Here is a 25,292-nt window from a genome sequence, read left to right on the forward strand (position 1 = left end):
CAATACAAGTAAATCTAGGATTAGACTAGGACTATTAGAGCAAAGTTAAGAGAAGAGACGATGCAAGAGTTTGCAATTATCTGGGACTGGTTGGCCTTTGCCATTCGATGGGTTCACGTCATTACCGCGATGGCTTGGATCGGATCGTCATTTTATTTTATTGCGCTTGATCTGGGATTGCGCAAATCGGATGATTTGCCAAAGGGCGCGCATGGCGAAGAATGGCAGGTCCACGGCGGTGGATTTTATCATGTGCGTAAATACCTTGTGGCGCCCGAAGAAATGCCCGCACATCTGACCTGGTTCAAATGGGAAAGCTACAGCACATGGCTGTCTGGCGCGGCGCTTTTGATGGTGATGTACTGGGCGGGCGCTGAGATATACTTAATCGATCAGTCCAAAGCGGACCTATCTGTGTTTCAGGCGATTTTAATTTCGGCGGGTTCACTGGCGCTTGGTTGGGTAATTTATGATTTTTTATGTAAGTCAAAACTGGGGGACAGCCCGACGGTATTGATGGTCTTACTTTTTGTACTTTTGGTAGTAATGGCGTGGGGCTATGATCAGATATTTACCGGCCGCGCGTCGCTACTTCATCTGGGGGCATTTACCGCCACCATTATGACCGCCAATGTATTTTTCATCATTATGCCCAATCAGCGTATCGTGGTGGCAGACCTCGTGGCTGGCCGGGTGCCTGACGCCAAATACGGAAAAATTGCCAAACTGCGCTCGACCCATAATAACTATCTCACCCTGCCGGTGATCTTTTTAATGCTATCAACGCATTATCCACTGGCCTTTGCCAGCGAGTATAACTGGCTAATCTGTGCTTTGGTGTTTTTGATGGGGGTCACGATCCGGCATTATTTCAACACGCGCCACGCGGGGTCAGGCAATCCTACTTGGACGTGGCTTGTTACCGCGCTGCTGTTTTTATGCATCATGTGGCTATCGACCGCGCCCATGGTCAAACCACTGGAAGAGTCTGACGCATTGTCGGAAAAGCAGCAGATTTTCGCTGCAGTGGAAGGATTTGATCATGTGGAAGAGATTGTTGTTGGCCGCTGCTCCATGTGTCATGCCCGTGAGCCTGTGTATGAGGGCATCCGCTATGCGCCCAACCATGTGTTTTTGGAGAGCCGTGCAGATATCACCGCGCAAGCCAAGGCCATTTACCTGCATTCCGGGGTAACCCACGCGATGCCACCAGCGAACGTGACTTGGATGGAACAGGATGAGCGCGATGCCATTGTGAAATGGTTTCGCACCGCGATGGACGAGATGCCCCTACGTTTAGCTGTGCGTTAAAGTATAACAGAAATCATCTTTGAAAAGCGAGGCTTGTCCGGCGCATAGGGCAAAGGTGACCGGGTTTAATTCAACAGCCCAGCGTGACGCAACGCATCGCGGATCAAGCCCTTTGTGCTGTCACTCAATGGGGTCAAAGGCAGCCGAACCTCATCCGAGCACAGCCCCAGTTGCGACATTGCGTATTTGGCGCCCACCAAACCCGGCTCGGTGAAAATCGCTTGATGCAGCGGCATCAGCTTATCCTGCAGATCAAGTGCGGTGGCATAATCCGCCGCAAGACAGGCGTTTTGCAACTCGGCACAGAGCTTTGGTGCCGCGTTGGCAGTGACCGAAATACAGCCAATGCCGCCTTGCGCGTTAAAACCATGCGCGGTTGCATCTTCCCCCGAGATTTGTAGGAAATCAGCGCCGCAGGTGATGCGTTGCTCGCAGACACGGGCCAGATCGCCAGTGGCGTCTTTGACCCCGATAATACGCGGCAGTTTGGCCAGCTCGCCCATGGTTTGCGGCGACATATCCACCACCGAACGGCCCGGAATATTATAAATGACGATCGGCAACTCGCAGGCATCATGCAAGGTTTTGAAATGCGCGATAAGTCCCGCTTGCGTGGGTTTGTTGTAATAGGGTGTCACGACCAAAGCTGCCGTGGCCCCGACCTCTTTGGCATGGGCCATAAATCTAAGCGACTCGGCGGTATTGTTTGAGCCTGCTCCGGCAATAATCGGCACCCGTCCTGCAGCGGCTTTGACCACCTCGGCGACGACCATTTCATGTTCTTCATGGCTTAGCGTTGGGCTTTCACCTGTTGTGCCGACCGGAACCAGCCCATGGCTTCCCTGATCAATATGCCAATCGACCAATGATTTGAGCGTATCAACATCCACAGCACCATCTTTAAATGGCGTCACCAATGCTGGCATTGATCCTTTCAACATGATACGCTCCTCCTAGTTTTTGTGAACACGCGATAATCTAGCAGCAATTTTCTGCCTAAGCCACAGAGATCGTTGGCGTTACGCATTTCTCACGTTACAGTCGCCGCAGTCTATTCAGGTTCATAACGAAAAATGCAAGTAATGTTCCGTATCTTTGGTCTTTTTTTGATCATTTTTACCAGTTTAACCTCTGCAAGCGCCGCGCCTCGACCGCTCGAAAACGCGTTGGATGCCGTGCAGCAACAAAATTGGCAAGCAGCCTTGCAAATTGCGGCGCAAGATGGACGCATTGCCACCGATATTATTGAATGGCATTTGCACCGATCTGGCGCTGGAACCGCCCAAGCGGTATCTCGCTTTATGGCTCGCAACGGCGACTGGCCCGGCTTGCCCTACCTGCAAAAGCAATCTGAAGAGGCCTTTCTGGATGCACCAACCGATGTGGTTTTGGACTTTTTTCAGCGTCACGCGCCGTTAACAGCAGTGGGCGGCTTTGCCTATGCTGCTGCGCTACTTGCAGAGGGAAAGACCGAGCAAGCGCACCGATTGGCGCAGGATTTCTGGGTAGCAGCCCCAATGAGCTATAAGGTTCAGCAAGCCTACCTGGAACAATTTGCCGATAACCTTAGAGCGCTGCATGAAGCCCGCCTTCGTGAAATGCTCTGGCTCGATGCGCATGCATCGGCCGAAGCGATATTGCCCTATGTATCAAGCGATCAAGCGGCCATGGCCACGGCTCGCATTGCTTTGCGTAAAGGTGAGCAGGGGGTTGATACGTTGATTGCCGCGGTGGCAGATGAGCTGCAAAATACCCCGCTCTTGGCCCATGCCCGCTTTACGTGGCGGCTGCGTGCTGGGCGCCAAGATGCAGCCATGGCCTTACTTGCAAAGCGCAGTCAATCGGCGGTTTTTCTAGGTAGGCCAGAGGTGTGGTCCAAGGGCCGTAAACTTTTGGTTCGTGAGCTGATTTCTGCAAAGCGGTTTGATTTGGCCTATCAACTGGCATCGGGCCATCATCTGACCAAAGGCGGTGATTTTGCCGATCTTGAATGGCTTGCCGGATATATCGCGCTGCAGCACCATAACAGCCCCACCATTGCCCAAGTGCATTTTGAAAACCTGCTGCTTAAGAGTGAAACACCGATTTCCTTAAGCCGGGGATATTATTGGTTGGGAGTTGCGCATCAGGCGCAGGGAAATGATGAACCTGCCCAGCGCTCTTTTCGCTTAGGTTCGGATTATCAGGTTGGATTTTATGGTCTGCTCTGCGCTGAACAAGTGGCGGTGCCAATGACGAAAGGCCTGTCGCAAGATGTCTCTTTGCCAGATTGGCAAGATGCGGGGTTTCGTCAAAGCCCTGTATTTCAAGCAACAATCCTATTGTACGCTGCAGATCAGCCGATTTTGGCCGAGCGGTTTGTAACGCATTTGGCGGAAACTTTGCCCGAGGATCAGCTTCCTCAGCTCGTTGATTTCCTCGAAGAGATCAAGCAGCCAAGGGCTTTGGTGCGATTGGGCAAACGGAAAGCAAGTCAGGGATATGTCTATCCAAGACCACTTTTCGCTTTGCACCCTTTGGGCCAGAAAACCTATCCGGTGGCCACCGAGCTGATGCTTGCGATTGCCCGCCGTGAAACTGAGTTTAAAGACAGCGCGATATCTCCTGCGGGAGCGCGGGGTTTGATGCAGGTGATGCCGGCGACGGCCAAAGCCATGGCGCAGAAGCTGGCAGTGGACTATAGCCCCGACCGGCTGATCCGCGACTGGGAGTATAATGCCGAACTGGCCGGTCAGTATCTGGCCGATTTAACCCAGCGGTTTGAAGGCAATCCAGTGCTTGTGGCCGCGGCTTATAATGCGGGCCCCAACCGGGTTGACATCTGGATCAAAAGCCTTGGTGATCCGCGCGCACCCGGTGTTGATATTGTCCAATGGATCGAAATGATCCCCTATGTTGAAACCCGCAATTATGTCATGCGGGTGGCCGAAAGTCTCATCAATTACCGCGCGCGACTGGGCAAGCCAGCGCAGTCTGAGCCGTTTTCAGTGCAATTAAAGAGCTCGGTTTTGCAGCCGCTCGCGCCAAAAAGTGAATAGGCCTGCGCTGAGAACAATTCCGGCGCCAATGGCCACATTTAAAGCGATGACCTCATTAAAAAATGCCACGCCGATGACGGATACAAAAACCAGTTGCAGATAGGCAAAAGGCTGCACAGCACTGGCTTCAGCCACTTCGTAACATTTGATCAATAGGCCATGACCCAAAGCCCCTGTAACACAGAGCAAAGCCATCCAAAGCCAGTCGCGACTGCTCATGGGTTCCCACATCCAGATGCCGATGGCGCTCATCAGAACAACTCCGGTGATGCCGGTCCAGAAAAAACTGGTTTCGGCGCTGTCTTGCCGCGAGACATAGCGGGTCAAAAGCCCGTACAGCGCAAAAATGACAGCCGAGAAAAACGGGATAATGGCCAGAGGGCTAAAAATACTGGCCGTTGGATTGAGGATAATCAGTACGCCGACGAACCCTGCGCCAATCGCAACCCAACGGCGCCACCCCACGGCTTCTCCCAAAATAGGGCCAGAGAGGGCGGCGATAAGCAGTGGGTAACAGGCAAAAATTGCATGGCTTTCAATCAAACCCAAAAGCGCAAATGCCGCCACAGTGACGCATATTTCGATCGCCAGTAAGCTGCCGCGAAAGATCTGCAGCAGGGGCTGCGCTGTTGCGGCCGCTTGGCGCAGCCCGCCCGCCCTGCGCTTTGCAACGGTCAGCACGAAAGCTGCGAAAAACCAGTAGCGGATCATCACCACCATCAGCACGTTGTATTCTTGGGCCAGATGTTTTGAAATACCGTCTTGGGCGGCAAACACCACAGTGGTGACCATCATCAAGATAATTCCAAGCCGGTTATTGCTTTGCATCAAATGCCCCTTTTACGGCTTGGGTCATGTGCCGCTTGCGGCCAAACCCCTTACTTCGTTTCACGGTGAAACCGGCCAATTCAAGATTGTGGCGCACAAAGCCTGCCGCCGTGTAGGTCGCGGCGGTCCCTCCATTGGCCGTATGGTCATAGACGGATTTAAGCAAATCGCCCCCCCAAAGCTCGGGGTTCTTGGCCGGTGAAAACCCATCCAGAAACCAGCAATCGGCTTGTCCTTGCCAGTTTGGCAAGGTTTTGCGCGCATCACCAAAGAGTACGTTTAAGCAAAGCTCATCGGTTTCAATCCGGCCATGGGCGCACAGCTCTGGCCAGAGAGGGGCAAACTCTTTTGCTAAAGGCTCTAATGGGGTAAAATGTGCAAGAGCGCGGGCCATTTGGTCAGCTGCCATCGGATAGGCTTCAAAGCTGGTAAACTGTAACTGCCCTGTTACGCCGCTGGCGCGCCATAGCGCCAGTGTTGCCAAAAGATTTAGGCCAGTGCCAAATCCCAATTCGGCAATATGAACCCTATGGCAAAACCGCTGGGGCAAGTCATTTCCTGCCAAAAACACATGTTGAGTTTCTTGCAGCCCGTTTTCAAGCGAATAATAGGGATCGTCAAACTGTGTCGAAACCGGCACATCGCGGTCGTGCCAAGAAAGCTGTGGATCAGAAGAGGGCATCATCGGACCTTGTGAAGTGTGCAAACCACAATTAGGGATGTTTTATCAGATGCATCAGGCGTGGCAATGGACGACGTAACAATCCGTGGGGCAGGTATTTTCGGGCTTTCTATCGCCTGGGAATGCGCGCGCCGTGGGGCAAAGGTGACGGTGGTAGACCCGCAGGGGATTGCAGCAGGATCAAGTGGCGGTATCGTGGGGGCGCTTGCGCCGCATGTGCCGGAAAACTGGAACAGTAAAAAAGCCTTTCAGTTTGACAGCTTGATGATGGCCGAAGCGTTCTGGACGCAGGTTGAACAGAGCGGCGGAAAATCATCAGGCTATGCGCGGCTGGGCCGCGTTCAGCCGGTTTTGGATACTGCCGCGCTTGAATTAGCCCATCAACGGAGCGAAAATGCCACTTCCTTATGGAAAGGGCTGGCCAGATGGATCGTTACGGATACGCCGCCAAACTGGGCACCGCCCTCGCCAACCGGCTTTTGGATTGTTGATAGCTTAACTGCGCGTATCAACCCCAATGCGGCTTGCCATGCTTTGGCGGCCGCGCTGCAGGTCAAAGGGGTGCAGATCGCACGGCAGGCTGATGATCGCGGTGCGGTGCTGTGGGCCACCGGCCTGCATGACCTTTTGCGGATATCGGCACTGCGCGGGCGTGCCTTTGGCATCGGGGTTAAGGGGCAGGCGGCTTTGTTTGACTTTGATCAATCGACTGCGCCGCAGATTTTTGCCGATACCTTGCATTTTGTCCCCCACGAAGATGGCACGCTTGCTGTCGGCTCAACCTCTGAGCGGGAGTATGAGGGCATAGATACGGTGGATGGTCAGCTTGATAACTTAATTGAAAAGGCGCAGCGCGTTTTGCCCGAGCTCAAATCCGCGCGGATTTTAAAGCGCTGGGCAGGCGTGCGGCCGCGCAGCCGCAGCCGAGCGCCGGTGCTTGGGGCACATCCCACCGAAAACGGCGCGTTTATTGCCAATGGTGGCTTTAAGATCGGCTTTGGGATGGCACCCAAAATAGCCCAGATCATGGCCGATTTGATCTTGGAAGGGCGCGATGCTATCCCGACTGAATTTCGGCCCGAGGCCTCGTTTTAATCTTGCTTTTTAAAGGTTAATTCCCGACCCGCCGGATCCCTTAGAATGAGCTGACCAAGCGAGAGCTTTACCTCAGTCATGTCTTCAAGCGCCAATAGATAGCGGTATTCATCGTCTAAGGCTTCACAGGCCATTCTTGTGCTTGCCAAAGGACCGATGGCGACATCAGAACCGGTGAATTTAACCGCTCCGAAATAGCGGTTGCAGGGCGCTTTGCCGCTTAGTTTGCCATCTTGCGAAAAGTGCAGTGTGGCAGCAGCGGTAAAAGCTGTGCCATCTAGTGTTTGCGCCGCCCAAACCGGGCCGACTACACTATCCAAAGTCGCCGCAGGATCAACCTGACAGCCGCTTAGAAGCGCCCATAAAGAAAACACAAGGGGTACGAAGTGCGGTGGTTTAGACATAAACGGCATAGGTCAATATAGATTTTCTGAAAAATATACGTGACTAAATTAAGTTAAATAATGCCATGGCCATTGGCCGGTGGCAAGAGCCGCTTGGCATTTGCCTTTGGCTTATTCCAATAAACGGCGGGCAATGACCTGCGCCTGAATTTCTGCGGCGCCTTCGAAAATATTCAAAATCCGTGCATCGCATAAAATCCTGCTGATTTTATATTCCAGCGCAAAGCCGTTGCCGCCATGGATTTGAAGCCCGTTATCCGCCGCCGACCATGCCACCCGTGCACCCAGCAATTTGGCCATGCCGGCTTCTAGATCGCAGCGCCGGTCATTGTCTTTTTCAAAGGCACTAAAATAGGTTAGTTGCCGCGCCACCATAATTTCAACCGCCATCATCGCCAGTTTATTGGCCACCCTTGGAAATTCGATAAGGGATTTGCCGAACTGCTTGCGGTCTTGGGCATATTGCATCGACACATCCAGCGCAGATTGCGCCACACCCACGGCGCGGGCTGCGGTTTGAATACGGGCGCTTTCAAAGGTCTGCATCAGCTGCTTAAAGCCTTTGCCTTCTTGCCCGCCCAGCAGGTTTTCGCCTTTGACATGAAACTGATCAAAGGCCAGCTCATATTCTTTCATGCCGCGATAGCCTAGAACCTCGATTTCGCCGCCGCTCATACCTTCGGTTGGAAATGGCTCGGCATCGGTGCCCGGTATTTTTTCCGCAAGAAACATCGACAGGCCGCGATGGTCGGTGCTTTCGGGATCGGTACGCGCCAACAGTGTCATCACATGGGTGCGCGATGCATGGGTGATCCAGGTTTTATTACCAGTGATACGGTAATCATCACCCTCTTTTGTGGCCCTTGTGCGCAGCGCGCCTAAATCTGATCCGGTATTGGGTTCGGTAAAGACTGCGGTTGGCAAAATCTCTGCGCTGGCGATTTTTGGCAGCCAATGGGATTTTTGCGCGTCGCTGCCGCCACATAATATGAGTTCAGCAGCAATTTCAGAGCGGGTGCCAAGCGATCCTACCCCGATATAGCCCCGCGACAGCTCTTCTGAGACCACTGCCATCGTGGCTTTGGATAGCCCAAGCCCGCCAAGGTTTTCTGGAATGGTAAGCCCGAAAACCCCCATCTCGGCCAGCTCGTCAATGATCTCCATTGGGATCAGCTCATCTTTTAGATGCCACTCATGCGCCACGGGCTCGATGCGTTCACGGGCATAGCGGCGAAACTGATCGCGAATCATTTCCAGCTCTTCATCAAGGCCGGATATCCCCACGGTGACGTCTGCATTATTTTCCTGCATCAGTGCGACCAACCGCAGACGGGCCTTTTGTGTATTGCCGTCCTGAATTAGAACGCCGACTTCTTTGGTCACAAAGCCCTGTGCCTCTGCATCCGATATGCCCATGTCATGCAAACGGATTATTTCGCTTTGGCTGATGGGTATACCGCCGTGGATTTGGCAAAGGTATTCCCCAAATGCAATTTGCAGAATAAGCGCTTCAACCTCGCCAAAACGGCTGTCTGCATTTAGCTTTTCTGCCCACTGCTGCATTTGCTTGAGCGCTTCTGCATAGGTGGCAAGCCAAGCCAGCCCATGCGCGGCGGTTTGATTTTGTTCAACCAGTGCAGCGGAAACACGGCCCTTGGCGCAAACCTGATCGCGCAGTGCTTGCGCGGCTTGTGTCAGCAACTGATCAACTGCCCCAAGGCTGCCCGACGTCAGGTGGAGAAGATCATCTAGAATGCCCTGCTCGGAAATCCCGATATGCTGTCCTTCGTAAGCCATGAATCACTTTCCTTTTAGATTGCTTTTTTCATAATCACTTTGCACTTGCAGCGCAATAAAAATGCACATGCAGCATAAAATTTGTTGTAATCTTGCGTAATGGATTTTTGCAGCGTGGCGCAAATTGCTGTGCTAAAGCAGTCTTATGGAAACTATTTGGTACACTATTTCCCCGTCGCTTTGGGCCTATGCATTTATGGTTTCGATTTGTGCGGGGCTTATAAAAGGTATTGTAGGCTTTGCTATGCCGATGATTACAATTTCGGGTCTAAGCCTTATCCTGCCCCCTGAAATGGCCCTAGCAGGATTGATATTGCCGACCTTAGTTACCAATGGCGTTCAAGCCTTGGCCCAAGGACCAAAAGCGGCTCTTGTTTCCACGCGGCAGTTCAGTGTCTTTTTGGTGGCTGGTTTGGTTTTTTTGATGGCCAGTGCGCAGCTTGTTATGCAGATCCCCACAGCAGTATTTTTAGGCGGCATTGGAATCATGGTGGTGAGTTTTTCGCTGCTGCAGCTGAGCGGATATCGCTTTAAGGTGCGACGCGAGAATAAAGTTGTCGCCTTTTTGGTGGGATCAGTGACGGGATTTGTTGGGGGGTTATCTGGTGTTTGGGGTCCGCCAACGGTGGCCTACCTGACCGCAATGAATACCAAAAAAGAAGATCAACTGCGCGTTCAAGGCGTGGTTTACGGTCTGGGGGCCATCGCACTTTTGTTTGCCCATATCGCATCAGGTATTTTAACCTGGTCAACGGCACAGTTTTCTGCGGTTTTGGTTCTACCTGCTTTGGCGGGTCTTTGGATTGGGCGCCGCTTTCAGAAGCACATTGACCAAGCGCTGTTTTCTAAAGCCACTCTTGCCGTTTTGGTTGTGGCGGGCTTAAATCTGCTGCGTCTTGCTTGGGCCGGGTAAGGCCAACTTGGGGTGGATTCTCATCAAAACCGGCCAATTCGCAGGGTTTTTGATAAAGTATGCCAATTTAATCCATGGCTGCTTTGGCTCTTTTCAATTGCATTCAACGGGTATATATGGGCTTTCAAGTTCCCCTACACCGGTAACCTGTCTTGAAAAAGACCGCCTGCCCGTCAGGCAACGGGGAAGATGCATGAAGGAGTGACGAGATTATGGCAAAACCAATTATGGCCCGAGCAACTGCTGTTTGGCTGGTCGACAACACCACGCTGACATTCAAACAAATCGCAGACTTTGTTGAAATGCATGAATTGGAAGTGCAAGGCATTGCTGACGGCGATGTGGCCACAGGCGTGAAAGGGTTTGACCCGATTGCCAATAATCAACTTGATGCTGCAGATATTGAAGCGGCAGAGGCAGATCCGCTGAATAAGCTGAAGCTTAAATTTAACCCCGCCGCTGTCGGCGAAGAAAAGCGCCGTGGGCCGCGCTATACGCCACTGTCAAAACGCCAGGACCGGCCGGCATCGATTTATTGGTTGGTCAAGTTTCACCCCGAACTGACCGATGGTCAAATTAGCCGCCTGGTTGGAACCACCAAGCCCACCATTCAGGCGATCCGCGAGCGGACGCATTGGAATATGTCTAATATCCAACCCATCGACCCGGTGGCGCTTGGGCTTTGTAAGCAGTCCGAACTGGATGCTATTGTTCAAAAAGCAGCAGATAAAAAGGCCGCAGAAGGTGTTGTCATGAGCGATGATGAACGCCGCAAATTGGTCAGTACCGAACAATCTTTGGGCATACCGGCGGAGCCAAAAATGCCAACCGCAATTGAAGGTCTTGAAGCCTTTTCTTTGCGCGATGAAGACGAAGAAGAAAAGTCCGATGAGGAATTTCTGGATGCGGACAGCTTCTTTAATCTTCCCGAAGGCGATCAGCCTGAGGTCGATGAAAAGTAGAGACCAAAAGCTTAGGGGCAGTTTGGCGCTCTAAAGCGCCTTTCTGGCGCTTAGCGCCGCACTGATGGTGCCATCATCAAGGTAATCCAACTCGCCGCCAATCGGCACCCCTTTGGCCAAGGATGTGACCGTAACCCGGCCCTCTAACTGATCTGCAATGTAATGCGCTGTGGTCTGACCGTCTATCGTGGCGTTGAGCGCCATTATGACCTCGGTTACCTGCTCGCTGGCCACACGATCAATTAATTTTGGAATGCGCAGTTCCTCTGGCCCGATGGCATCGAGCGCTGACAGCGATCCACCTAGAACATGATAGCGGCCTTTAAATACGGCCGCCCGCTCCATCGCCCAAAGATCGGCAACATCTTCAACGACGCAAAGCGCCCCGGTGGCGCGCTGCTCATCGCTACAGATTTCGCAAATATCGCTGGTGCCTACATTGCCGCAATTAAGGCATTCACGGGCAGAAACGGCAACCTGTTGCATGGCATCAGCCAAAGGGGTCATCAGCAGACCGCGTTTGCGGATCAAATGCAACACGGCGCGCCGCGCCGAGCGTGGCCCCAAGCCGGGAAGCTTGGCCATAAGCTCGATCAGAGCATCGATATCTTTTGTGCCGCGCATCCTATGGGTTCCAACAGCTGCCCTAGAACGGCAACTTCATACCCGGCGGAAGACCCATTCCTTCGGTCAGCTTGCCAAGTTCTTCTTGCGCCCGCTCGGACGCGCGTTGCTGCGCATCTTTGATCGCTGCCAAGATCAGATCTTCAACCACTTCCTTTTGGTCTTCGGAAAAAATCGACGGGTCAATATCCAAAGAGGTAAGCTCGCCCTTGGCGGTGCAGGTGGCCTTGACCAAGCCGGCACCGGACTCGCCGGTCACCAGAATCGAATGCATTTCATCCTGCATCTCGGCCATCTTGCCTTGCATTTCTTGTGCGGCTTTCATCATTTTGGCCATATCGCCAAGGCCGCCCAATCCTTTTAACATTCCCGTGTCTCCTGTGGTTGCTTACGCACTACCTAGGCGCTGAGTGGGGCAAAAACAAGCAAATTGGCATCTTTGCAAAGATTGTGAGAGCAAAAGAATTGCCACTGCTGTCTATCGGCGGATAAGCTCTGCCAAAATGGGTAGACCAAAAATCGGTTAAAGAGGTAAGCGATGTTTTCACTTATGAAACCGCACCAAGGCATTGATGCGAAACTGGCCTATCAATCTGCCAGTCTGACTTTAAGCGGGCTGATAGATGTCCAAACCCGCTCTGCCCCTGATCGGGTGGCTTTAAAGGATCATGATACCCAATACACCTATGCCCAGCTTGACTGCCGTACCACCCGAATGGCACATTATCTAATAGCGCAGGGCCTTGAAAGGGGCGACCGGGTGGCGGTTCTTTCCGAAAACCGTTTGGAATATGTTGAATTGCTCTTGGCGGCCGGAAAAATTGGGGCAATCGTGGCCTGCCAAAACTGGCGCCTGTCGCAGTCCGAATTGCAACATTGTGTTGATCTTGTCAGCCCCAAGCTGTTGGTGGCATCGCCCCGCAACGCCGAGATGGCCCAAGCCGTAGGCAATGATGTTCCGGTGGTCATCTGGGGGTCTGAGGTGGAGCGCGACATTGCGGCCCAGCCTGACCGCAAAATTCCTGACCCCTGCGATCCGGAAGATGGCATTGTTATCTTATACACCAGTGGCACCACCGGCATGCCCAAAGGTGCGCTGATCAGCCACCGCGCTGAAATTGCACGGGCGTACATTCAAATGCTTGATTTACCCGCCAGTCCTGAGGACGCTTTTGTCGCCTGGGCTCCGCTGTTTCATATGGTATCGACCGATACGGTGTTTAAAACCTTGATCCTTGGCGGGACCGTCATTGTTACAGATGGCTTTGACGCCGATGAACTGGCCGGTATCATCGCGCGTGAGCGTTTGGGAAGGCTCACTTTAATGCCCGGTATGATTGCCCAAGTGGTGACCGCTGTGCGGGCCAATGGCAGCAAGGTCAAAGGCATAAAGTGGATTGGCGCTATGGCTGATCTCGTACCGCTTGATCAGATCGCCGAGGTCACGCGCCTGCTTGATGCGCCCTATTTGAATACGTTCGGTGCAACGGAAACCGGGTTTGCGCCGGCGTCGGCGGGGGTGATTGAAGTGGGCGAGATCGCCAAAACGCTCGACAAGCAGCAAAGCGCGCTCTGCCAGATCAAGCTGGTGGATGCCGATGATAATTCGGTTCGTGATGGCGCGCCCGGGGAACTCGCCATTCGCAGCCCGGCGCTGTTTAGTGGCTATTGGAACAACCCGGAAACCAATGCCGAAGATTTTCGCGGTGGCTGGTTTCACATGGGCGATGTTTTTCGGCGCAATCCCGATGGCACTTTGGCCTTTGTGGACCGGCGCAAATATCTGATTAAATCGGGCGGTGAAAACATCTATCCTGCTGAAATCGAACGCGTAATTCTATCTGATCCGCGGGTTATCGAGGCCACAGTGGTGCGCAAACCCGATGATCACTGGGGCGAGGTTCCGATTGCGTTTGTGGCCCGCAAAGACCCGGCCTTAAGCGCGGCTGACCTGCTTGAGCAAATGGCCGGACAGTTGGCGCGCTATAAATTGCCCAAGCAATTCATCTTTATCTCTGAACCCGAATTTCCGCGCAGCACCACCGGCAAAATCATGCGGCACCTGCTCGAAGAGCGGCTGGACACCGAAGGATAAACCGGCCCAAATCCACATCTGTATCGCGTCGGTATTGCGGCGTTATTGCGGAGGTGCGTTTTGCCGGCCAGCCGCTTAGACCGCTGCGGGGATGATTTGCACCGCCGATAGCCCGTCGCCCTCACCAGCCGAGCAGCAAATGCTTTTCAATGTGCGCGGCTCGGCATAGGGCCATGGCTGGCCGCGGTGCAATATCGCCCGCTCATCCCAGATCAGCACATCGCCAACCTGCCAAGGGTGCGAATAAACATATTCGGGGCGGGTGCAGAACGCGATCGCCTCTTCGATCAGGGCTGCGCCCTCGGCCAGTCCCATGCCCTCGATGGCAAAGGCGTGTGAGGCAATATAAAGCGCGTCTTCGCCGGTCACCGGATTGGGCCAGATTGATCGCCACGGCCGGTCCGGCCATTGCCGCATTTCCGGCAGTGCCGCCAGCTCATCGGAAATTTTCGCCCGCGAATTTGACAGCCGGTGCCAGATAATTGCGTCCTGCAATGGCGCTTTCATCTCGGACGGCATTTCGGCCCAGGCGGCGCGGGTCGAGGCCAGCTCAGTCTCGCCGCCCTGCGATGGCACCACCTTGGCGGTTAGGATATTGACCAATGCCGGAATGGGCAGAAAGGTGCTGTCCGTATGCCACAGCATATTGGCCTGAAGGTTTAGCGTGTGAAGGCTTTCGGCGTCACTGACCGCGCCCCCCTTGGTTTCATTGGACACTTGCGAGATTTCAAAATCAATTGCGCGTCCTGCGGCCATGGCTTCGCGGTTTTCCACCGGACCGAACAGCTCGGCGAGCCGCAGATGGGCGGCATCATCGAGGCGCTGACGGGGAAATAAAAGCGCCGAATGCGCTTCAAACAAGGCGCGGATTTCGGCAAAATCGCCGCTTTGGGGCAGGGCGCATAAATCCACATCATGGCAAATCGCGCCAAACTTGGGATGCAGCGGAGTGGTTTTCATTGTCAGGCCTCGTGATTGTCTGCGCGAAACGCTATCACAGTGGCCTTAGATGTCTATCTTGATTGCGTCACATGGGTCTAAAACCGTCACGGCTACAAAGCCGCATCTTTAGTTTATGTGGCCAGCGGCCTTGCAGAAATAACCAGAGGTGGTGACTGACGCCACATTGCCTGCGCCGCATGCGGCCACCGCACGATGGGATATGATGATGACCTTTGCAGGCGCAAAACCTTCCAGCGCGAAAAGGCCAATGGCGGCACTGCCAATTGCAATAAGACCGAGCCGAAATTTCATTTAAATCTCCTGTTAAAAAGTTGCGACATCCCTATCACGCAAGTCGTGCCGAGCTCCTTCCTCGCGCGACCATGCGAACATAAGTGTCGCTCTAAGTTAGGTATAGACGAGCCTTGTTTTTAAAATCACTTTATCGTCAGATATGAACAGTTGAAGAGCGCGCATTGCAAAGTCAAAGACTATATATTCAGAGCATATTTCACCATTTCTTGTATGTGTTGCATTACATGGCCAACTTGCGCCCATGAGTTCAGTAACTTCATCTAACGTCTTTCCAGAAAACCCGTTAGCATTATGAATGTCGGTGATGATTGCTGCTCGCTCACGTTCTATCTGCGCGAAATGCGCAAGCTCATTTTCAACAAGATCACCTAGGAGGGCGAATTTTTTTGAGATATCTTCGTCTGTTTGTGCATAAAAAAGATCGGCGATGTTTGCAGGCGCAAAACCTTCCAGCGCGAAAAGGCCAATGGCGGCACTGCCAATTGCAATAAGACCGAGCCGAAATTTCATTTAAATCTCCTTTCAGAGAATTTTGCCATCACGGACAGAGAGCGTGCAAAATAAAAGCTCGATCAACCATCCGAAAAGAATGGCTATGGCCATGGTTAAAACGACGACAATGGTTAAATTGAGTGCGGTAAAAGCGCCAAGTATGTACCCGAGTAAGCCACCGAAAATCACTGAGACCAGCACAGCGTTCACCATCGTTACATGAAGGCTAGTTTGGCATTTGGGGCAGTTTTTATTGATTTTCATTTTTCTAAGAATTCGGCGAGCTATTGGATGTTTTCAAAAGCAGTAGGTCTTTAATTCACCCGAAAAGTGTAAAACTACCCGTGTAGTGTCAAGCAACAGTTTTGTTAATTTTAATACAAATTTTCTGGCTCTGAGCTGCGGCTCTTATGTTTGATCTGATGGATCAGAGGGGATAAATCACCTAGCAGCCTCGGGGCAGCTTACTCTTCTTCAAACGGGTCCCATTCATCCTCGACCGGCGGTAGGGCGGCGGTTTCGGCCTCGGCGGCGATGGCGTCGGGGGTGCGGATCGAAGTGATGGACGCGTTGGGGAATTCTTTCATAACCGCCTGCACCAAAGGATGCTCTTGCGCGGTTTGGCGCAGGCTTTCTTCGTGTGCATCGCGCAGTTCGGCAATGGTTTGCCCGCCGCCGTCATTGACCACGATCACCGCCCAGCGGTTGCCGGTCCAGCCCTGAAGGCGGCTGCCCAGCCGTTGCGCCAGATCACGCGGCGCGGCCTCGGTGGGCACAAATTCGATGCGGCCGGGTTGATAGGCCGCCAGCCGCAGGGTGGTTTCCACTTCGACCAGCAGTTTCACATCTCGGTTGGCGCGGATCAGCTCAAGCACATGCTCAAAACTGGGATAGCGGGCAAGCGCCTGTTCCTGTTCCTGTGCCACTGCCAAAGCTGCGCTAGGGGCTGCTGCGACAGGGCCGCCATTGCCCGTCGGCGGCGCAACAGATTGCTGCGGCGGCGTCGCCGCTATACTGCCACTTGGCGCTGCGCCTGCTCCGGACGGCGCAGGCGCGCTGCTGCCGGATGGTGGTGGGGGCGGGGTGTCCTGAAGCTTTTTGACCAGCTCATCGGGGCTGGGCAGATCGGCCACATGGGTGAGCCGGATAACCGCCATTTCCGCCGCCATCATAGCGTTGGGGGCGCTCGCCACTTCATCCAGCGCTTTTAAAAGCATTTGCCACATCCGGGTCATCACCCGCATTGGCAAACGGCCGGCAAGCGACTGCCCCCGGCTGCGCTCATCGGGCGATACTGTGGGGTCTTCGGCCGCTTCGGGGGTGATTTTCACAATCGACACCCAATGGGTGATTTCCGCCAGATCGCGCAGCACCGCCATCGGATCGGCGCCATCAGCATATTGCGATCCCAGCTCGCTTAGCGCGCCGCCGGCATCGCCTTTCATCACCAATTCAAACAGGTCCATCACCCGCCCCCGATCGGCCAGACCCAGCATCGCGCGCACCTGTTCGGCAGTGGTTTCGCCGGCCCCGTGGCTAATCGCCTGATCCAGAAGCGATGTGGCATCGCGGGCCGAGCCTTCGGCGGCGCGGGTGATCAGCGCCAATGCATCCTGCGCAATCTGCGCGTTTTCAGCGGCCGCGATTTTTTCCAGCAGGCCGAGCATCACCTCAGGCTCAATGCGGCGCAGATCAAAGCGCTGGCAGCGCGATAGAACCGTTACCGGTACTTTGCGGATTTCCGTGGTGGCGAAAATAAATTTGACGTGCTCGGGCGGCTCTTCGAGTGTTTTGAGCAACGCATTGAACGCATTGGTCGACAGCATATGGACTTCGTCGATGATATAAATCTTATAGCGCGCACTGGCAGCGCGGTAATGCACGCTGTCGATAATTTCGCGGATGTCATCCACACCGGTGCGGCTGGCAGCATCCATTTCCATCACATCAACGTGCCGGCCTTCCATGATCGCAGTGCAGTTTTCACATTTCCCGCAGGGTTCGGTTGTCGGCCCGCCGCTGCCATCTTCACCGATACAGTTCATGCCTTTGGCAATGATCCGCGCGGTGGTGGTTTTGCCGGTGCCGCGAATGCCGGTCATGATAAAGGCCTGGGCAATGCGGTCTGCTTCAAAGGCGTTTTTCAACGTCCGCACCATGGCATCTTGGCCCACCAGATCGGCAAAGGTTTCGGGGCGGTATTTGCGCGCAAGAACCTGATAGCCTTGGGAAGATGTTTCTGACATGGTGCCTCTCGTAATCTTGTGATGCACCTAGCCTAAGCGGTTGACGGATCAAGGTCTAGAGGAGGATTGCCTTTGGGCAGCAAAAGGGGGGCGCAATGCTTGATATTTCGCAAATTTCACTGGGCCAAGGCGTGCTTGGCATTTGTCCGATGCCGGGCCGGTCGGGGCTTTATGAGGCTGATTTGCAAACCATCGTGCGCTGGCAGCCTGGTTTGGTTCTAACCATGACGCCTTTGAGCGAACTAGAGCGCGCCGGCGCTGCTGAGTTTCCCGCTGATCTGGCGCAGGCGGGGATTAAATGGCTGCAGTGCCCGATCACTGATTTTGGCGCGCCATCGCCTGCCGAAATGCCGCTTTGGGATGCGATTTCACAAGTGGCGCATCGGGTCCTTCAGGAAAAGGGCCGGATTTTGGCGCATTGCTATGGCGGCTGCGGGCGCTCGGGCATGGCGCTGCTGCGGCTGATGTGCGAAGCGGGCACACCGGTTGACGAAGCGCTCGCGCGTCTGCGCGCCGTGCGCCCCTGCGCGGTAGAAACCGATGCGCAAAAGCGCTGGGCCGCGCAGGGCGCAGAGCGGGCGCCTTTTTAGCTCCCCCAGCTGTTGTTTTTCGTCTTTGATTGCGCCCGGGTGTTCTTTGAGCGCTTTTTCCAGCTGCTTTTTTCCACCCGCAGCTCGGCAGCACTGCGATTGAAATAGGCATCCTCGCGCCGCAGCTTTTGCCAGCGCTGCAAGCGGGCTTGTTCCAAGCTGCCATCTTTAATCGCGGCCTGCACCGCGCAGCCCGGCTCGCCCGCATGCTGACAATCGTTGAACTGGCACTGCTCTGCCAGCAGCGCCAGATCGGCAAAAACCGCGTCAATACCTTCGCGTGCCTGTGAAAGCCGCAATTCGCGCATCCCCGGCGTGTCGATCAGCCAGCCGCCCACCAAGGTCCGCCGCAGGCTGCGCGCAGTGGTGGTATGGCGGCCTTTGGCGTCGGCCTCACGAATGCTCTGGGTCAATTGCGCGGTCCCTGTCAGCGCGTTTTGCAACGTGGTTTTGCCCACCCCGGACGAGCCGACAAGCGCCATGGTTTGCCCTGCAGTGCACCATGGGTAAAGCCGCGCGACATCTTCGGCGTCGCAGGCATTCAGCGTTACCGCGCTGACCAAAGGGGATAGTTTTTCCGCGCGGCGGCGAAACCCATCGGCATCCGGTGTCAGATCGGCTTTGGTCAGCACCACCAATGGCAGCGCGCCGCCAGCGCTGCACATGGCCAGATAGCGCTCAAGCCGCGCGGGGTTGAAATCATCGTTGCAGCTGGTGACGATTGCCAAAGTGTCCACATTGGCCGCGATCAGCTGATGGCCGCCGGTTTCACCGGCCGCCCCCCGACCGATCGCAGTTTTGCGCTCAAGCACTTGGCAAACCTGCCGCCCGTCGTGATAGACCCAATCGCCGACCGCATAGGCACCGGTAAGCTGGCCGGATACAAGAGTTAGAGGGCCTTCTTTACCCAAGACGTCAAGCCGGTCGCGGTGAACGTCGGTTACTCTGGCAGGCATGGCCGTAGGCTGCGCGGTTTTCTGATGTGCAAAATGATCTGACCATCCAAGGTCAGTGAGTGATAAATTGGTCAATATATAATTCCCGAATAAAAGTCCGTTTGGCGCTTAAAGCGCAACGAAAGCTCGGGTGGCGGTCTAATTAGACGGCGACCCGGAGGTGCGATACAATGGCCATCATCGTCCTCCTTTTTTAGAGAATATTGGGTGAGAGGCTGGACAACGACCCAAGCGGGGCTCGTTACGGCTGCTTCCTTCCGGATCTGACCGGGTTGGCGAGGTGCCTGCCCGCGCCAACCTCTCAACATTAGAATATAGGCAACAGGCATAATTTACAAGGGTGGGTTGAGGTCGGCTTGGTAAAGATTTTGGTGCGTGACAAACGCCCATAAACAAGGTAGGCCCGCGGGCTATGAAACTTGCAGAAACAGTCACATTTGGCGGATCAGGGCTTGACCGGGCAGCGCATCTGCGCGGCACGGATGCCGGCGCGCCGCAGCCCGGTGATGCCGCAATTGTCCTTTGGCGCGGCAAGGTTTTGATGCAGCGCGGCGCAGAGCAAGGGCTTGTGCGCATTGGTTTGCCGCATCCAGACTGCGCTGATGCGCGGTGGATTTTTTTGGGCCATGACGCTGATCAAAAAATCTTTGCCTTTGATATTTCGCCCTGGCAGCCGGACAGCGGGCCACTGCCGGATAAGGATGTTTTCTTTGATCCCTCAGAGCAGCAGCACCCGGGATTTGGACCGCAGGCGGCGTTTTGTGAATTGCGCGGGGAAATGACAGTGCTGACCGCGCGGGAAGCCGAATTGGCCGCCACCGCAAAAGCGCTTCTTCATTGGCATAACGGGCATCGCTTTTGCGCTCGCTGCGGTAGCGCATCAGATATGGTGATGTCCGGCTGGCAGCGCAGCTGCAGCAATTGCGGGGCACAGCATTTTCCGCGCACTGATCCGGTGGTCATTATGTTGATCACGCAGGGTGATAATGTGCTCTTGGGCCGCTCGCACCATTGGCCCGAGGGGATGTATTCGCTGCTCGCTGGTTTTGTGGAGCCGGGTGAGACCTTTGAGGCCGCCGTGCGCCGTGAAGTGATGGAGGAAAGTGGTATCGAAGTGGGTGCAGTGCGCTATCTTGCTTCGCAGCCTTGGGCGTTTCCCAATTCGCTTATGGTGGGTTGCTATGGTGAAGCTTTGAGCACGGACATACAGATTGATCCGGCTGAACTTGACGATGCGCTTTGGATCACAAAAAGCGACCTCATGGATACATTTGTGGGATTAAATACGAAAATAAAGCCGGCGCGGGCTGGATCAATTGCACATTTCCTTTTACATAACTGGTTAGCTGATCGGCTCGATTGAGCATATTTTTCCAAGGTCATTTTTCAGGAGCGGCAATGAAATTTGTAGCAAAAGAGGATGTGGCTCTGCCACAGAAGGTTCTTTTCGAGATTATGGTGGATTTTCAAATGTTCGAGCGGGTTGCGATAAGGCGGGGGGTTGAGGTTACGCGAAGCGGATCAATTGCCGCGGCAGATGGATTAAAATGGGACTGTACATTTGAGTTTCGAGGGCGTGACCGCACCGCCTGTGTTCGTTTGGCTGAATTCAGCGCCCCAGAAAAAATGATGTTTTTTATCACCAACCCTGCCTTGGACAACCGCGTGGAAATTACCGTTTCGGCGCTCTCGAAAAAACAATCACGGTTTCAGGTAAGCACTGTCCTTGAACCCAAGACCCTCACCGCGCGGCTCTTGGTCCAGTCGATGAAATTGGCGCGATCAAAATATAATAAGCGATTTCAAAAACGGGTCGCCGAGGTGGCCAAAGAATTGGTCGCGCTGGGGGCAGCATAAGGGTTTTGGGCTCAGCGCCGAGTATGTCGCCTATTCGTATCATAGCTGTTTAGGTCTTCTGAATATCTTGTCAGTTTTTCATGATTTCCAGAAGAGCGGGCATCAATTGTTCTTCTATAATGTGGCTGTCGCGAGCGAGGCGGTCCAGCACTTCAATACTTACCAAATGCTGCTTTGCCACAATGCCGAGTACGACTTCTTGGCGATATAAGCCAATTAGGAAAGCAAGTTCTTCTGCTGAATAGTGGTTGGCTAGTGATATAATGGTCAGGTTTACCGCTTTAGGCCTGAGTTCCATCATGGCCTTCGACAGCGCTTCCCCAAGCTGGTTCAGTTTTCCTTGTGGGAGTGTGACGCCTGGTGGGAAACCACTTCTGATCCCGAACGCCATATTTTCAGGCGAAAAAAGGCCGTCAATTACGGCTTGGTATGCGGGGGTTAACGCAAGTTCTTTCGCTAATTCGAGCTTGGGTCGCTCTTCTGCACTAAGTACTTTAAGGGGTGTTAACAGCATTAGAATGACTATTATGGCGCGCATGGCAATTTTCCTTGATGAATCGTTGTTAGTGTTGTCTTTTGACTGTTCGTTTTAAAGGCAGTTTTTTGGCCATCCACACTCAGCGCGATTTATCGGCCGGATACACCCCAAGAATTTTGACCATGCTTGAAAAATAGCTTAGCTCATCCATAGCCATTTTCACATTTGCATCCCCAGGGTGGCCTTGGATATCAGCATAAAACTGGGTGGCGGTGAATGAGCCGCCCACCATATAGCTTTCCAGTTTTGTCATATTCACCCCATTGGTGGCAAACCCGCCCATGGCTTTGTAAAGTGCGGCTGGAATGTTGCGCACCTGAAACACAAAAGTGGTCATCATCGTGTCGCCGCGCACCGCCAGATTAGCGTCCCGCGCCATCACCAAAAACCGGGTGGTATTGTGCTGATGGTCTTCGATATCGCGGGCGAGAATGTTTAAATCATAAATATCGGCAGCCAATGCGCTGGCCAAAACCGCGCTGCTGCGATCCCCAGAACCGGCAAGCTCGGCCGCGGCGCCGGCGCTGTCCACTGCAGAGACGGCGCGAATGTTATGCTTATCAAGAAAGCTGCGCGCTTGAGGCAGCAAAACCAAATGCGCCCGTGCGGTTTTGATTTCGTCAAGTGTGACGCCAGGCAAAGCCATAAGACTGATCCGCACCCGCGTGAAGCTTTCGTCGATAATATGCAGACCTGATTCTGGCAAAAGCCGGTGAATATCGGCCACTCGGCCATAGGTAGAATTTTCCACTGGTAACATGGCCAAATCGGCAGCGCCGCTGCGCACGGCCTCAATCACATCCTCAAAGTTGTCGCAGGGCAATGGCGTCATGTCCGGGCGGGCCGCTTGGCATGCCGCATGCGAATAGGCCCCAAGCGCCCCCTGAAAAGCAATATGATTGGTCATTCTTCACCTATTTTTTCATATTTGGTCGTTTGGTCGCGGCTTCTACACCTTGCATAACCTGAGTGGAAGCGGATAGAAAGCGGCTAATAAATAAAGAATGGAGTTCGGGCGATGTTCGATACAATGACGTTCACAAAAATTATCGGCGGCTTTTGCGGTGCACTGCTGGTATTTTTGCTGGGCAGCTGGGTGGCGGAAAGCCTTTATCATGGCGGTGGTGGTCATGGTGAAAAGCATGCCGAAGGCTATGCGATCGAAGTCGAGGATGCGGGTGCAAGTGGCGATATGGCCGCGGCGGCCGAGGACGGTCCAGATTTCGCCGAGCTTTACGCTATGGCAGATACCTCTAAGGGCGAAAAAGTGTTTGGTAAATGTAAAGCCTGTCACAAGCTCGCCGATGGAGCCAATGGTACTGGGCCGCATCTTTGGAATGTGGTCGACCGAGAAGTCAGCGTGGTTGAAGGCTATCGCTACTCGGGCGCATTGGTCAAAGTGGCCCAAGTCTGGTCACCAGAAAACCTAGATGGCTTTCTGAAAAAACCAAAAGCCTACGCACCGGGCACGAAGATGGGGTTTGCCGGGCTGAAAAAGCCTGCAGATCGCGCCAATCTTATCGCCTATCTCGCGACCATCAAGTAATTCCGGCCCCAACAAGCGAAACTGTCAAAACCGCAAAGGTGACTTTGCGGTTTTTTGCAATTTTCAGCGCTGAATTTATACTAATGCGCCCTTGATTATGGTCATTTTGACATTTTAACCTATGTTCAAAATTAAACTGTTATTGAGGGAGTGATTGTTGTGAAAAACACCCAAGCCGCCACTAAAGCCAAGCGGATTCATGCCAATATAGGATTATTGGTTTTTTCATTACTGTTTGGATTTTCTGCACTTTTGGCCGCCAGCATAAGCTTGGCAGAAGAAAAGATTATCAAATCGCATGGGTATTCCTTTTTTGGAGATCTGAAATATGCAGCAGATTTCACCCATCTCGACTACGTCAATCCTGATGCGCCCAAAGGTGGTGAAATTTCGATCTGGGGTTTTGGAACCTTTGATTCGATGAACCCATACTCGCGCAAAGGCCGCGCCGCTTCGCTTGCGTCAGCGCCGTTTGAAAGCCTACTGGCGGGAACCGGAGATGAGGTTGGTGCATCCTACGGGCTATTGGCGGAAACACTGGAATATCCTGAAGATCTGGCTTGGGTCATTTTCAATATGCGCCCTGAGGCAAAATTTTCCGACGGCTCCCCTGTGACGGCCAAAGATGTGGTGCATACCTATGAGCTCTTTCTCAACGAAGGTCTGCCCAGTTACCGCGCTATTCTTGGCCAGATGGTCACTGGTGCTGAAATCCTTGGACCGCACACAGTGAAATATATGTTTGCTGATGACGCACCAGAGCGGGACCGCATTCCGCTTGTGGCCGGTTTGCCGGTGATGTCGCAAGCATGGTTTGAAGAAACCGGCGCAGGTCTGGAAGAAAGCCGGATGGAGCCTGCTCTAGGTTCGGGCCAGTATGTATTGGACGAATATGAAATTAATCGTTGGATCCGCTATGTCAGAAACCCTGATTACTGGGGCAACGATTTGGCACTTAATCGCGGACGTGGAAATTTCGACACCATTCGTGTAGAGTATTTTGCCGACAGCAATGCCGCATTTGAGGGCTTCAAATCCGGCGCCTATACGTTCCGCAGCGAAAATTCATCAAAAACATGGGCCACGGGCTATGATTTTCCAGCCCTGAATGATGGCCATGTGATCAAGAAAACACTGCCAGACGGAGGTATTGGCACAGGCCAGAGCTTTGTGATGAACCTGCGGCGGGACAAGTTTTCCGATCCGAAAGTGCGCGAGGCGCTGGGCCATCTGTTTAATTTCGAATGGTCCAATGAATCGCTGTTCTATGGGCAGTATGCGCGCATCCATTCGTTCTGGGAAAATTCGGACTTTGCTGCAACCGGAATGCCAAGCGAAGGTGAACTGGCATTGCTCGAACCAATTGCTGACAAATTGCCAACTGGCATTTTAACCGACACGGCGGTCATGGGCGTTACGTCTGGGCCGCGGGCGATCGACCGTAAAAACCTGCGTGCGGCTTCGGCTCTATTGGAAGAGGCTGGTTGGAGCGTTGGCGATGATGGCCTGCGCCGCAACGCAGCCGGCGAGACATTGCAGATCGAAGTGCTTGAGCGCAGTCCGGCGTTTGACCGTGTGGTGCTTCCGTTCATTGAAAATCTGCGGGCGGCCGGCGTGGATGCCACCTATAACCGTGTTGATCCGGCGCAATATACCGATCGCCGGCGCAATTATGATTTCGATATGCTGACCACGCAGATGCCTATGGGGCTTGAGCCGGGATCAGGGCTAAAGCAGTACTTCGGCTCGGCCACGGCGGACGAGTCTGTATTTAACGCAATGGGCATCAAATCCGAAGGCATCGATATCTTGATCGATCATGTGGTGAATGCCACCGATAAAGAGACCCTGCGCGTATCCGTCAAAGCCCTTGATCGGGCGCTGCGGGCCTATCGCTTTTGGATTCCGCAGTGGTACAACGCCACCCATCGGGTGTCCTATTGGGATATCTTTGAGCACCCGGAAGACATTGCGCCATACTCTCTCGGCCAGCTGGATTACTGGTGGTATAATGCCGAAAAAGCCGAAGAGCTTAAGGCCGCAGGTGTGCTGAGGTAAATC

Annotated in this window: 25 protein-coding genes and 1 other RNA gene; 11 read left to right on the plus strand and 15 right to left on the minus strand. The window is 53.8% G+C overall.

The features are described 5' to 3' along the window. The first annotated feature begins 60 nt into the window (after positions 1-60). Complete coding sequence (locus GN278_02180; protein ID XAT59733.1) at positions 61-1,311, plus strand: cysteine desulfurase; 1,251 nt, start codon at positions 61-63, stop codon at positions 1,309-1,311. A 65-nt stretch (positions 1,312-1,376) separates the two neighbouring features. Here GN278_02180 and GN278_02185 read toward each other — a convergent pair whose 3' ends face one another. Then, positions 1,377-2,252 carry a 4-hydroxy-tetrahydrodipicolinate synthase gene (locus GN278_02185; GenBank protein ID XAT59734.1) on the minus strand — a complete coding sequence of 292 codons (876 nt, stop codon included), beginning with the start codon at positions 2,250-2,252 and terminating at the stop codon, positions 1,377-1,379. 132 nt (positions 2,253-2,384) lie between these two features. Here GN278_02185 and GN278_02190 point away from each other — a divergent pair, with 132 nt between their 5' ends. Further along, on the plus strand, positions 2,385-4,349 hold the full coding sequence (locus GN278_02190) for a transglycosylase SLT domain-containing protein (GenBank protein XAT59735.1): 1,965 nt from the start codon (positions 2,385-2,387) through the stop codon (positions 4,347-4,349). Here the strand turns inward: GN278_02190 and GN278_02195 are convergent. Beyond that, positions 4,305-5,180, minus strand: coding sequence for an EamA family transporter (locus GN278_02195; protein ID XAT59736.1), 876 nt, complete (start codon positions 5,178-5,180; stop codon positions 4,305-4,307). The genes GN278_02190 and GN278_02195 overlap by 45 nt on opposite strands. Then, positions 5,164-5,859 carry a tRNA (5-methylaminomethyl-2-thiouridine)(34)-methyltransferase MnmD gene (gene mnmD, locus GN278_02200; protein XAT59737.1) on the minus strand — a complete coding sequence of 232 codons (696 nt, stop codon included), beginning with the start codon at positions 5,857-5,859 and terminating at the stop codon, positions 5,164-5,166. Before mnmD ends, GN278_02195 begins: the two co-directional genes overlap by 17 nt. A gap of 66 nt (positions 5,860-5,925) precedes the next feature. Between mnmD and GN278_02205 the strand changes: the two genes are divergently transcribed. Beyond that, positions 5,926-6,954 (plus strand): FAD-dependent oxidoreductase, encoded by a 1,029-nt coding sequence (locus GN278_02205; protein XAT59738.1) that lies wholly within the window; start codon positions 5,926-5,928, stop codon positions 6,952-6,954. On the opposite strand, the gene GN278_02210 is transcribed toward GN278_02205, so the two are convergent. Next, entirely contained in the window at positions 6,951-7,367 is a 417-nt protein-coding gene (locus GN278_02210; GenBank protein ID XAT59739.1) for an META domain-containing protein, read from the minus strand. The two genes, GN278_02205 and GN278_02210, sit on opposite strands and share 4 nt — an antisense overlap. A 102-nt stretch (positions 7,368-7,469) precedes the next feature. Next, the gene (locus tag GN278_02215) at positions 7,470-9,155 is read right to left on the minus strand and encodes an acyl-CoA dehydrogenase (protein ID XAT59740.1); all 1,686 of its coding nucleotides are present in this window, start codon (positions 9,153-9,155) and stop codon (positions 7,470-7,472) included. 145 nt (positions 9,156-9,300) lie between these two features. Here GN278_02215 and GN278_02220 point away from each other — a divergent pair, with 145 nt between their 5' ends. Further along, positions 9,301-10,068, plus strand: a complete 768-nt coding sequence (locus GN278_02220) for a TSUP family transporter (protein XAT59741.1) — start codon at positions 9,301-9,303, stop codon at positions 10,066-10,068. Positions 10,069-10,280: 212 nt separating this feature from the next. Beyond that, on the plus strand, positions 10,281-11,030 hold the full coding sequence (locus GN278_02225) for a DUF1013 domain-containing protein (protein ID XAT59742.1): 750 nt from the start codon (positions 10,281-10,283) through the stop codon (positions 11,028-11,030). A gap of 30 nt (positions 11,031-11,060) precedes the next feature. Here GN278_02225 and recR read toward each other — a convergent pair whose 3' ends face one another. Continuing rightward, entirely contained in the window at positions 11,061-11,654 is a 594-nt protein-coding gene (recR, locus tag GN278_02230; GenBank protein ID XAT59743.1) for a recombination protein RecR, read from the minus strand. A gap of 22 nt (positions 11,655-11,676) precedes the next feature. After that, complete coding sequence (locus tag GN278_02235; protein XAT59744.1) at positions 11,677-12,021, minus strand: YbaB/EbfC family nucleoid-associated protein; 345 nt, start codon at positions 12,019-12,021, stop codon at positions 11,677-11,679. A 183-nt stretch (positions 12,022-12,204) separates the two neighbouring features. On the opposite strand from GN278_02235, the gene GN278_02240 reads away from it, so the two are divergent. Further along, positions 12,205-13,749, plus strand: a complete 1,545-nt coding sequence (locus tag GN278_02240) for an AMP-binding protein (GenBank protein ID XAT62503.1) — start codon at positions 12,205-12,207, stop codon at positions 13,747-13,749. 75 nt (positions 13,750-13,824) lie between these two features. Here the strand turns inward: GN278_02240 and GN278_02245 are convergent, their stop codons facing one another. From GN278_02245 to GN278_02260, 4 genes are all read right to left on the minus strand, one after another. Beyond that, the gene (locus GN278_02245) at positions 13,825-14,709 is read right to left on the minus strand and encodes a TauD/TfdA family dioxygenase (GenBank protein XAT59745.1); all 885 of its coding nucleotides are present in this window, start codon (positions 14,707-14,709) and stop codon (positions 13,825-13,827) included. 108 nt (positions 14,710-14,817) lie between these two features. After that, positions 14,818-15,003, minus strand: coding sequence for a hypothetical protein (locus tag GN278_02250; protein ID XAT59746.1), 186 nt, complete (start codon positions 15,001-15,003; stop codon positions 14,818-14,820). A 96-nt stretch (positions 15,004-15,099) separates the two neighbouring features. After that, positions 15,100-15,516 (minus strand): hypothetical protein, encoded by a 417-nt coding sequence (locus tag GN278_02255; GenBank protein XAT59747.1) that lies wholly within the window; start codon positions 15,514-15,516, stop codon positions 15,100-15,102. 446 nt (positions 15,517-15,962) lie between these two features. Beyond that, complete coding sequence (locus tag GN278_02260; protein XAT59748.1) at positions 15,963-17,744, minus strand: DNA polymerase III subunit gamma/tau; 1,782 nt, start codon at positions 17,742-17,744, stop codon at positions 15,963-15,965. 95 nt (positions 17,745-17,839) lie between these two features. On the opposite strand from GN278_02260, the gene GN278_02265 reads away from it, so the two are divergent. After that, positions 17,840-18,334: a protein phosphatase gene (locus GN278_02265; protein ID XAT59749.1), complete on the plus strand. Its 495-nt coding sequence runs from the start codon at positions 17,840-17,842 to the stop codon at positions 18,332-18,334. Here the strand turns inward: GN278_02265 and rsgA are convergent. Both rsgA and ffs read right to left on the minus strand, forming a co-directional pair. Continuing rightward, the gene (rsgA, locus tag GN278_02270; protein XAT62504.1) at positions 18,331-19,290 is read right to left on the minus strand and encodes a ribosome small subunit-dependent GTPase A; all 960 of its coding nucleotides are present in this window, start codon (positions 19,288-19,290) and stop codon (positions 18,331-18,333) included. The genes GN278_02265 and rsgA overlap by 4 nt on opposite strands. A 205-nt stretch (positions 19,291-19,495) precedes the next feature. Continuing rightward, an RNA gene (ffs, locus tag GN278_02275) (signal recognition particle sRNA small type) lies at positions 19,496-19,594 on the minus strand. A gap of 108 nt (positions 19,595-19,702) precedes the next feature. Between ffs and nudC the strand changes: the two genes are divergently transcribed. Both nudC and GN278_02285 read left to right on the plus strand, forming a co-directional pair. Then, positions 19,703-20,653, plus strand: a complete 951-nt coding sequence (gene nudC, locus GN278_02280; GenBank protein ID XAT59750.1) for an NAD(+) diphosphatase — start codon at positions 19,703-19,705, stop codon at positions 20,651-20,653. Positions 20,654-20,688: 35 nt separating this feature from the next. Further along, entirely contained in the window at positions 20,689-21,147 is a 459-nt protein-coding gene (locus GN278_02285; protein XAT59751.1) for an SRPBCC family protein, read from the plus strand. Between the two features lie 70 nt (positions 21,148-21,217). Here the strand turns inward: GN278_02285 and GN278_02290 are convergent, their stop codons facing one another. Together GN278_02290 and GN278_02295 are read right to left on the minus strand one after the other, a co-directional pair. Then, positions 21,218-21,685: a hypothetical protein gene (locus GN278_02290; protein ID XAT59752.1), complete on the minus strand. Its 468-nt coding sequence runs from the start codon at positions 21,683-21,685 to the stop codon at positions 21,218-21,220. Between the two features lie 79 nt (positions 21,686-21,764). Further along, on the minus strand, positions 21,765-22,592 hold the full coding sequence (locus GN278_02295; GenBank protein XAT59753.1) for a prephenate dehydratase: 828 nt from the start codon (positions 22,590-22,592) through the stop codon (positions 21,765-21,767). Between the two features lie 111 nt (positions 22,593-22,703). Here GN278_02295 and GN278_02300 point away from each other — a divergent pair, with 111 nt between their 5' ends. Both GN278_02300 and GN278_02305 read left to right on the plus strand, forming a co-directional pair. Beyond that, positions 22,704-23,231 (plus strand): c-type cytochrome, encoded by a 528-nt coding sequence (locus GN278_02300; GenBank protein ID XAT59754.1) that lies wholly within the window; start codon positions 22,704-22,706, stop codon positions 23,229-23,231. 159 nt (positions 23,232-23,390) lie between these two features. After that, entirely contained in the window at positions 23,391-25,289 is a 1,899-nt protein-coding gene (locus GN278_02305; protein XAT59755.1) for an ABC transporter substrate-binding protein, read from the plus strand. Positions 25,290-25,292 lie beyond the last annotated feature (3 nt).

Source organism: Rhodobacteraceae bacterium Araon29 (assembly GCA_039640505.1).
In the GTDB taxonomy this organism is placed as follows: Bacteria; Pseudomonadota; Alphaproteobacteria; order Rhodobacterales; family Rhodobacteraceae; genus CABZJG01.

Bases quoted from the DNA above. Each gene is read 5' to 3' on its own strand.
- GN278_02180 (XAT59733.1), top strand. From the start codon at position 61: ATGCAAGAGTTTGCAATTATCTGGGACTGGTTGGCCTTTGCCATTCGA.
- GN278_02185 (XAT59734.1), bottom strand. From the start codon at position 2,252: ATGTTGAAAGGATCAATGCCAGCATTGGTGACGCCATTTAAAGATGGT.
- GN278_02190 (XAT59735.1), top strand. From the start codon at position 2,385: ATGCAAGTAATGTTCCGTATCTTTGGTCTTTTTTTGATCATTTTTACC.
- mnmD (XAT59737.1), bottom strand. From the start codon at position 5,859: ATGCCCTCTTCTGATCCACAGCTTTCTTGGCACGACCGCGATGTGCCG.
- GN278_02205 (XAT59738.1), top strand. From the start codon at position 5,926: ATGGACGACGTAACAATCCGTGGGGCAGGTATTTTCGGGCTTTCTATC.
- GN278_02210 (XAT59739.1), bottom strand. From the start codon at position 7,367: ATGCCGTTTATGTCTAAACCACCGCACTTCGTACCCCTTGTGTTTTCT.
- GN278_02215 (XAT59740.1), bottom strand. From the start codon at position 9,155: ATGGCTTACGAAGGACAGCATATCGGGATTTCCGAGCAGGGCATTCTA.
- GN278_02220 (XAT59741.1), top strand. From the start codon at position 9,301: ATGGAAACTATTTGGTACACTATTTCCCCGTCGCTTTGGGCCTATGCA.
- GN278_02225 (XAT59742.1), top strand. From the start codon at position 10,281: ATGGCAAAACCAATTATGGCCCGAGCAACTGCTGTTTGGCTGGTCGAC.
- recR (XAT59743.1), bottom strand. From the start codon at position 11,654: ATGCGCGGCACAAAAGATATCGATGCTCTGATCGAGCTTATGGCCAAG.
- GN278_02235 (XAT59744.1), bottom strand. From the start codon at position 12,021: ATGTTAAAAGGATTGGGCGGCCTTGGCGATATGGCCAAAATGATGAAA.
- GN278_02240 (XAT62503.1), top strand. From the start codon at position 12,205: ATGAAACCGCACCAAGGCATTGATGCGAAACTGGCCTATCAATCTGCC.
- GN278_02245 (XAT59745.1), bottom strand. From the start codon at position 14,709: ATGAAAACCACTCCGCTGCATCCCAAGTTTGGCGCGATTTGCCATGAT.
- GN278_02250 (XAT59746.1), bottom strand. From the start codon at position 15,003: ATGAAATTTCGGCTCGGTCTTATTGCAATTGGCAGTGCCGCCATTGGC.
- GN278_02255 (XAT59747.1), bottom strand. From the start codon at position 15,516: ATGAAATTTCGGCTCGGTCTTATTGCAATTGGCAGTGCCGCCATTGGC.
- GN278_02260 (XAT59748.1), bottom strand. From the start codon at position 17,744: ATGTCAGAAACATCTTCCCAAGGCTATCAGGTTCTTGCGCGCAAATAC.
- GN278_02265 (XAT59749.1), top strand. From the start codon at position 17,840: ATGCTTGATATTTCGCAAATTTCACTGGGCCAAGGCGTGCTTGGCATT.
- rsgA (XAT62504.1), bottom strand. From the start codon at position 19,290: ATGCCTGCCAGAGTAACCGACGTTCACCGCGACCGGCTTGACGTCTTG.
- nudC (XAT59750.1), top strand. From the start codon at position 19,703: ATGAAACTTGCAGAAACAGTCACATTTGGCGGATCAGGGCTTGACCGG.
- GN278_02285 (XAT59751.1), top strand. From the start codon at position 20,689: ATGAAATTTGTAGCAAAAGAGGATGTGGCTCTGCCACAGAAGGTTCTT.
- GN278_02290 (XAT59752.1), bottom strand. From the start codon at position 21,685: ATGCGCGCCATAATAGTCATTCTAATGCTGTTAACACCCCTTAAAGTA.
- GN278_02295 (XAT59753.1), bottom strand. From the start codon at position 22,592: ATGACCAATCATATTGCTTTTCAGGGGGCGCTTGGGGCCTATTCGCAT.
- GN278_02300 (XAT59754.1), top strand. From the start codon at position 22,704: ATGTTCGATACAATGACGTTCACAAAAATTATCGGCGGCTTTTGCGGT.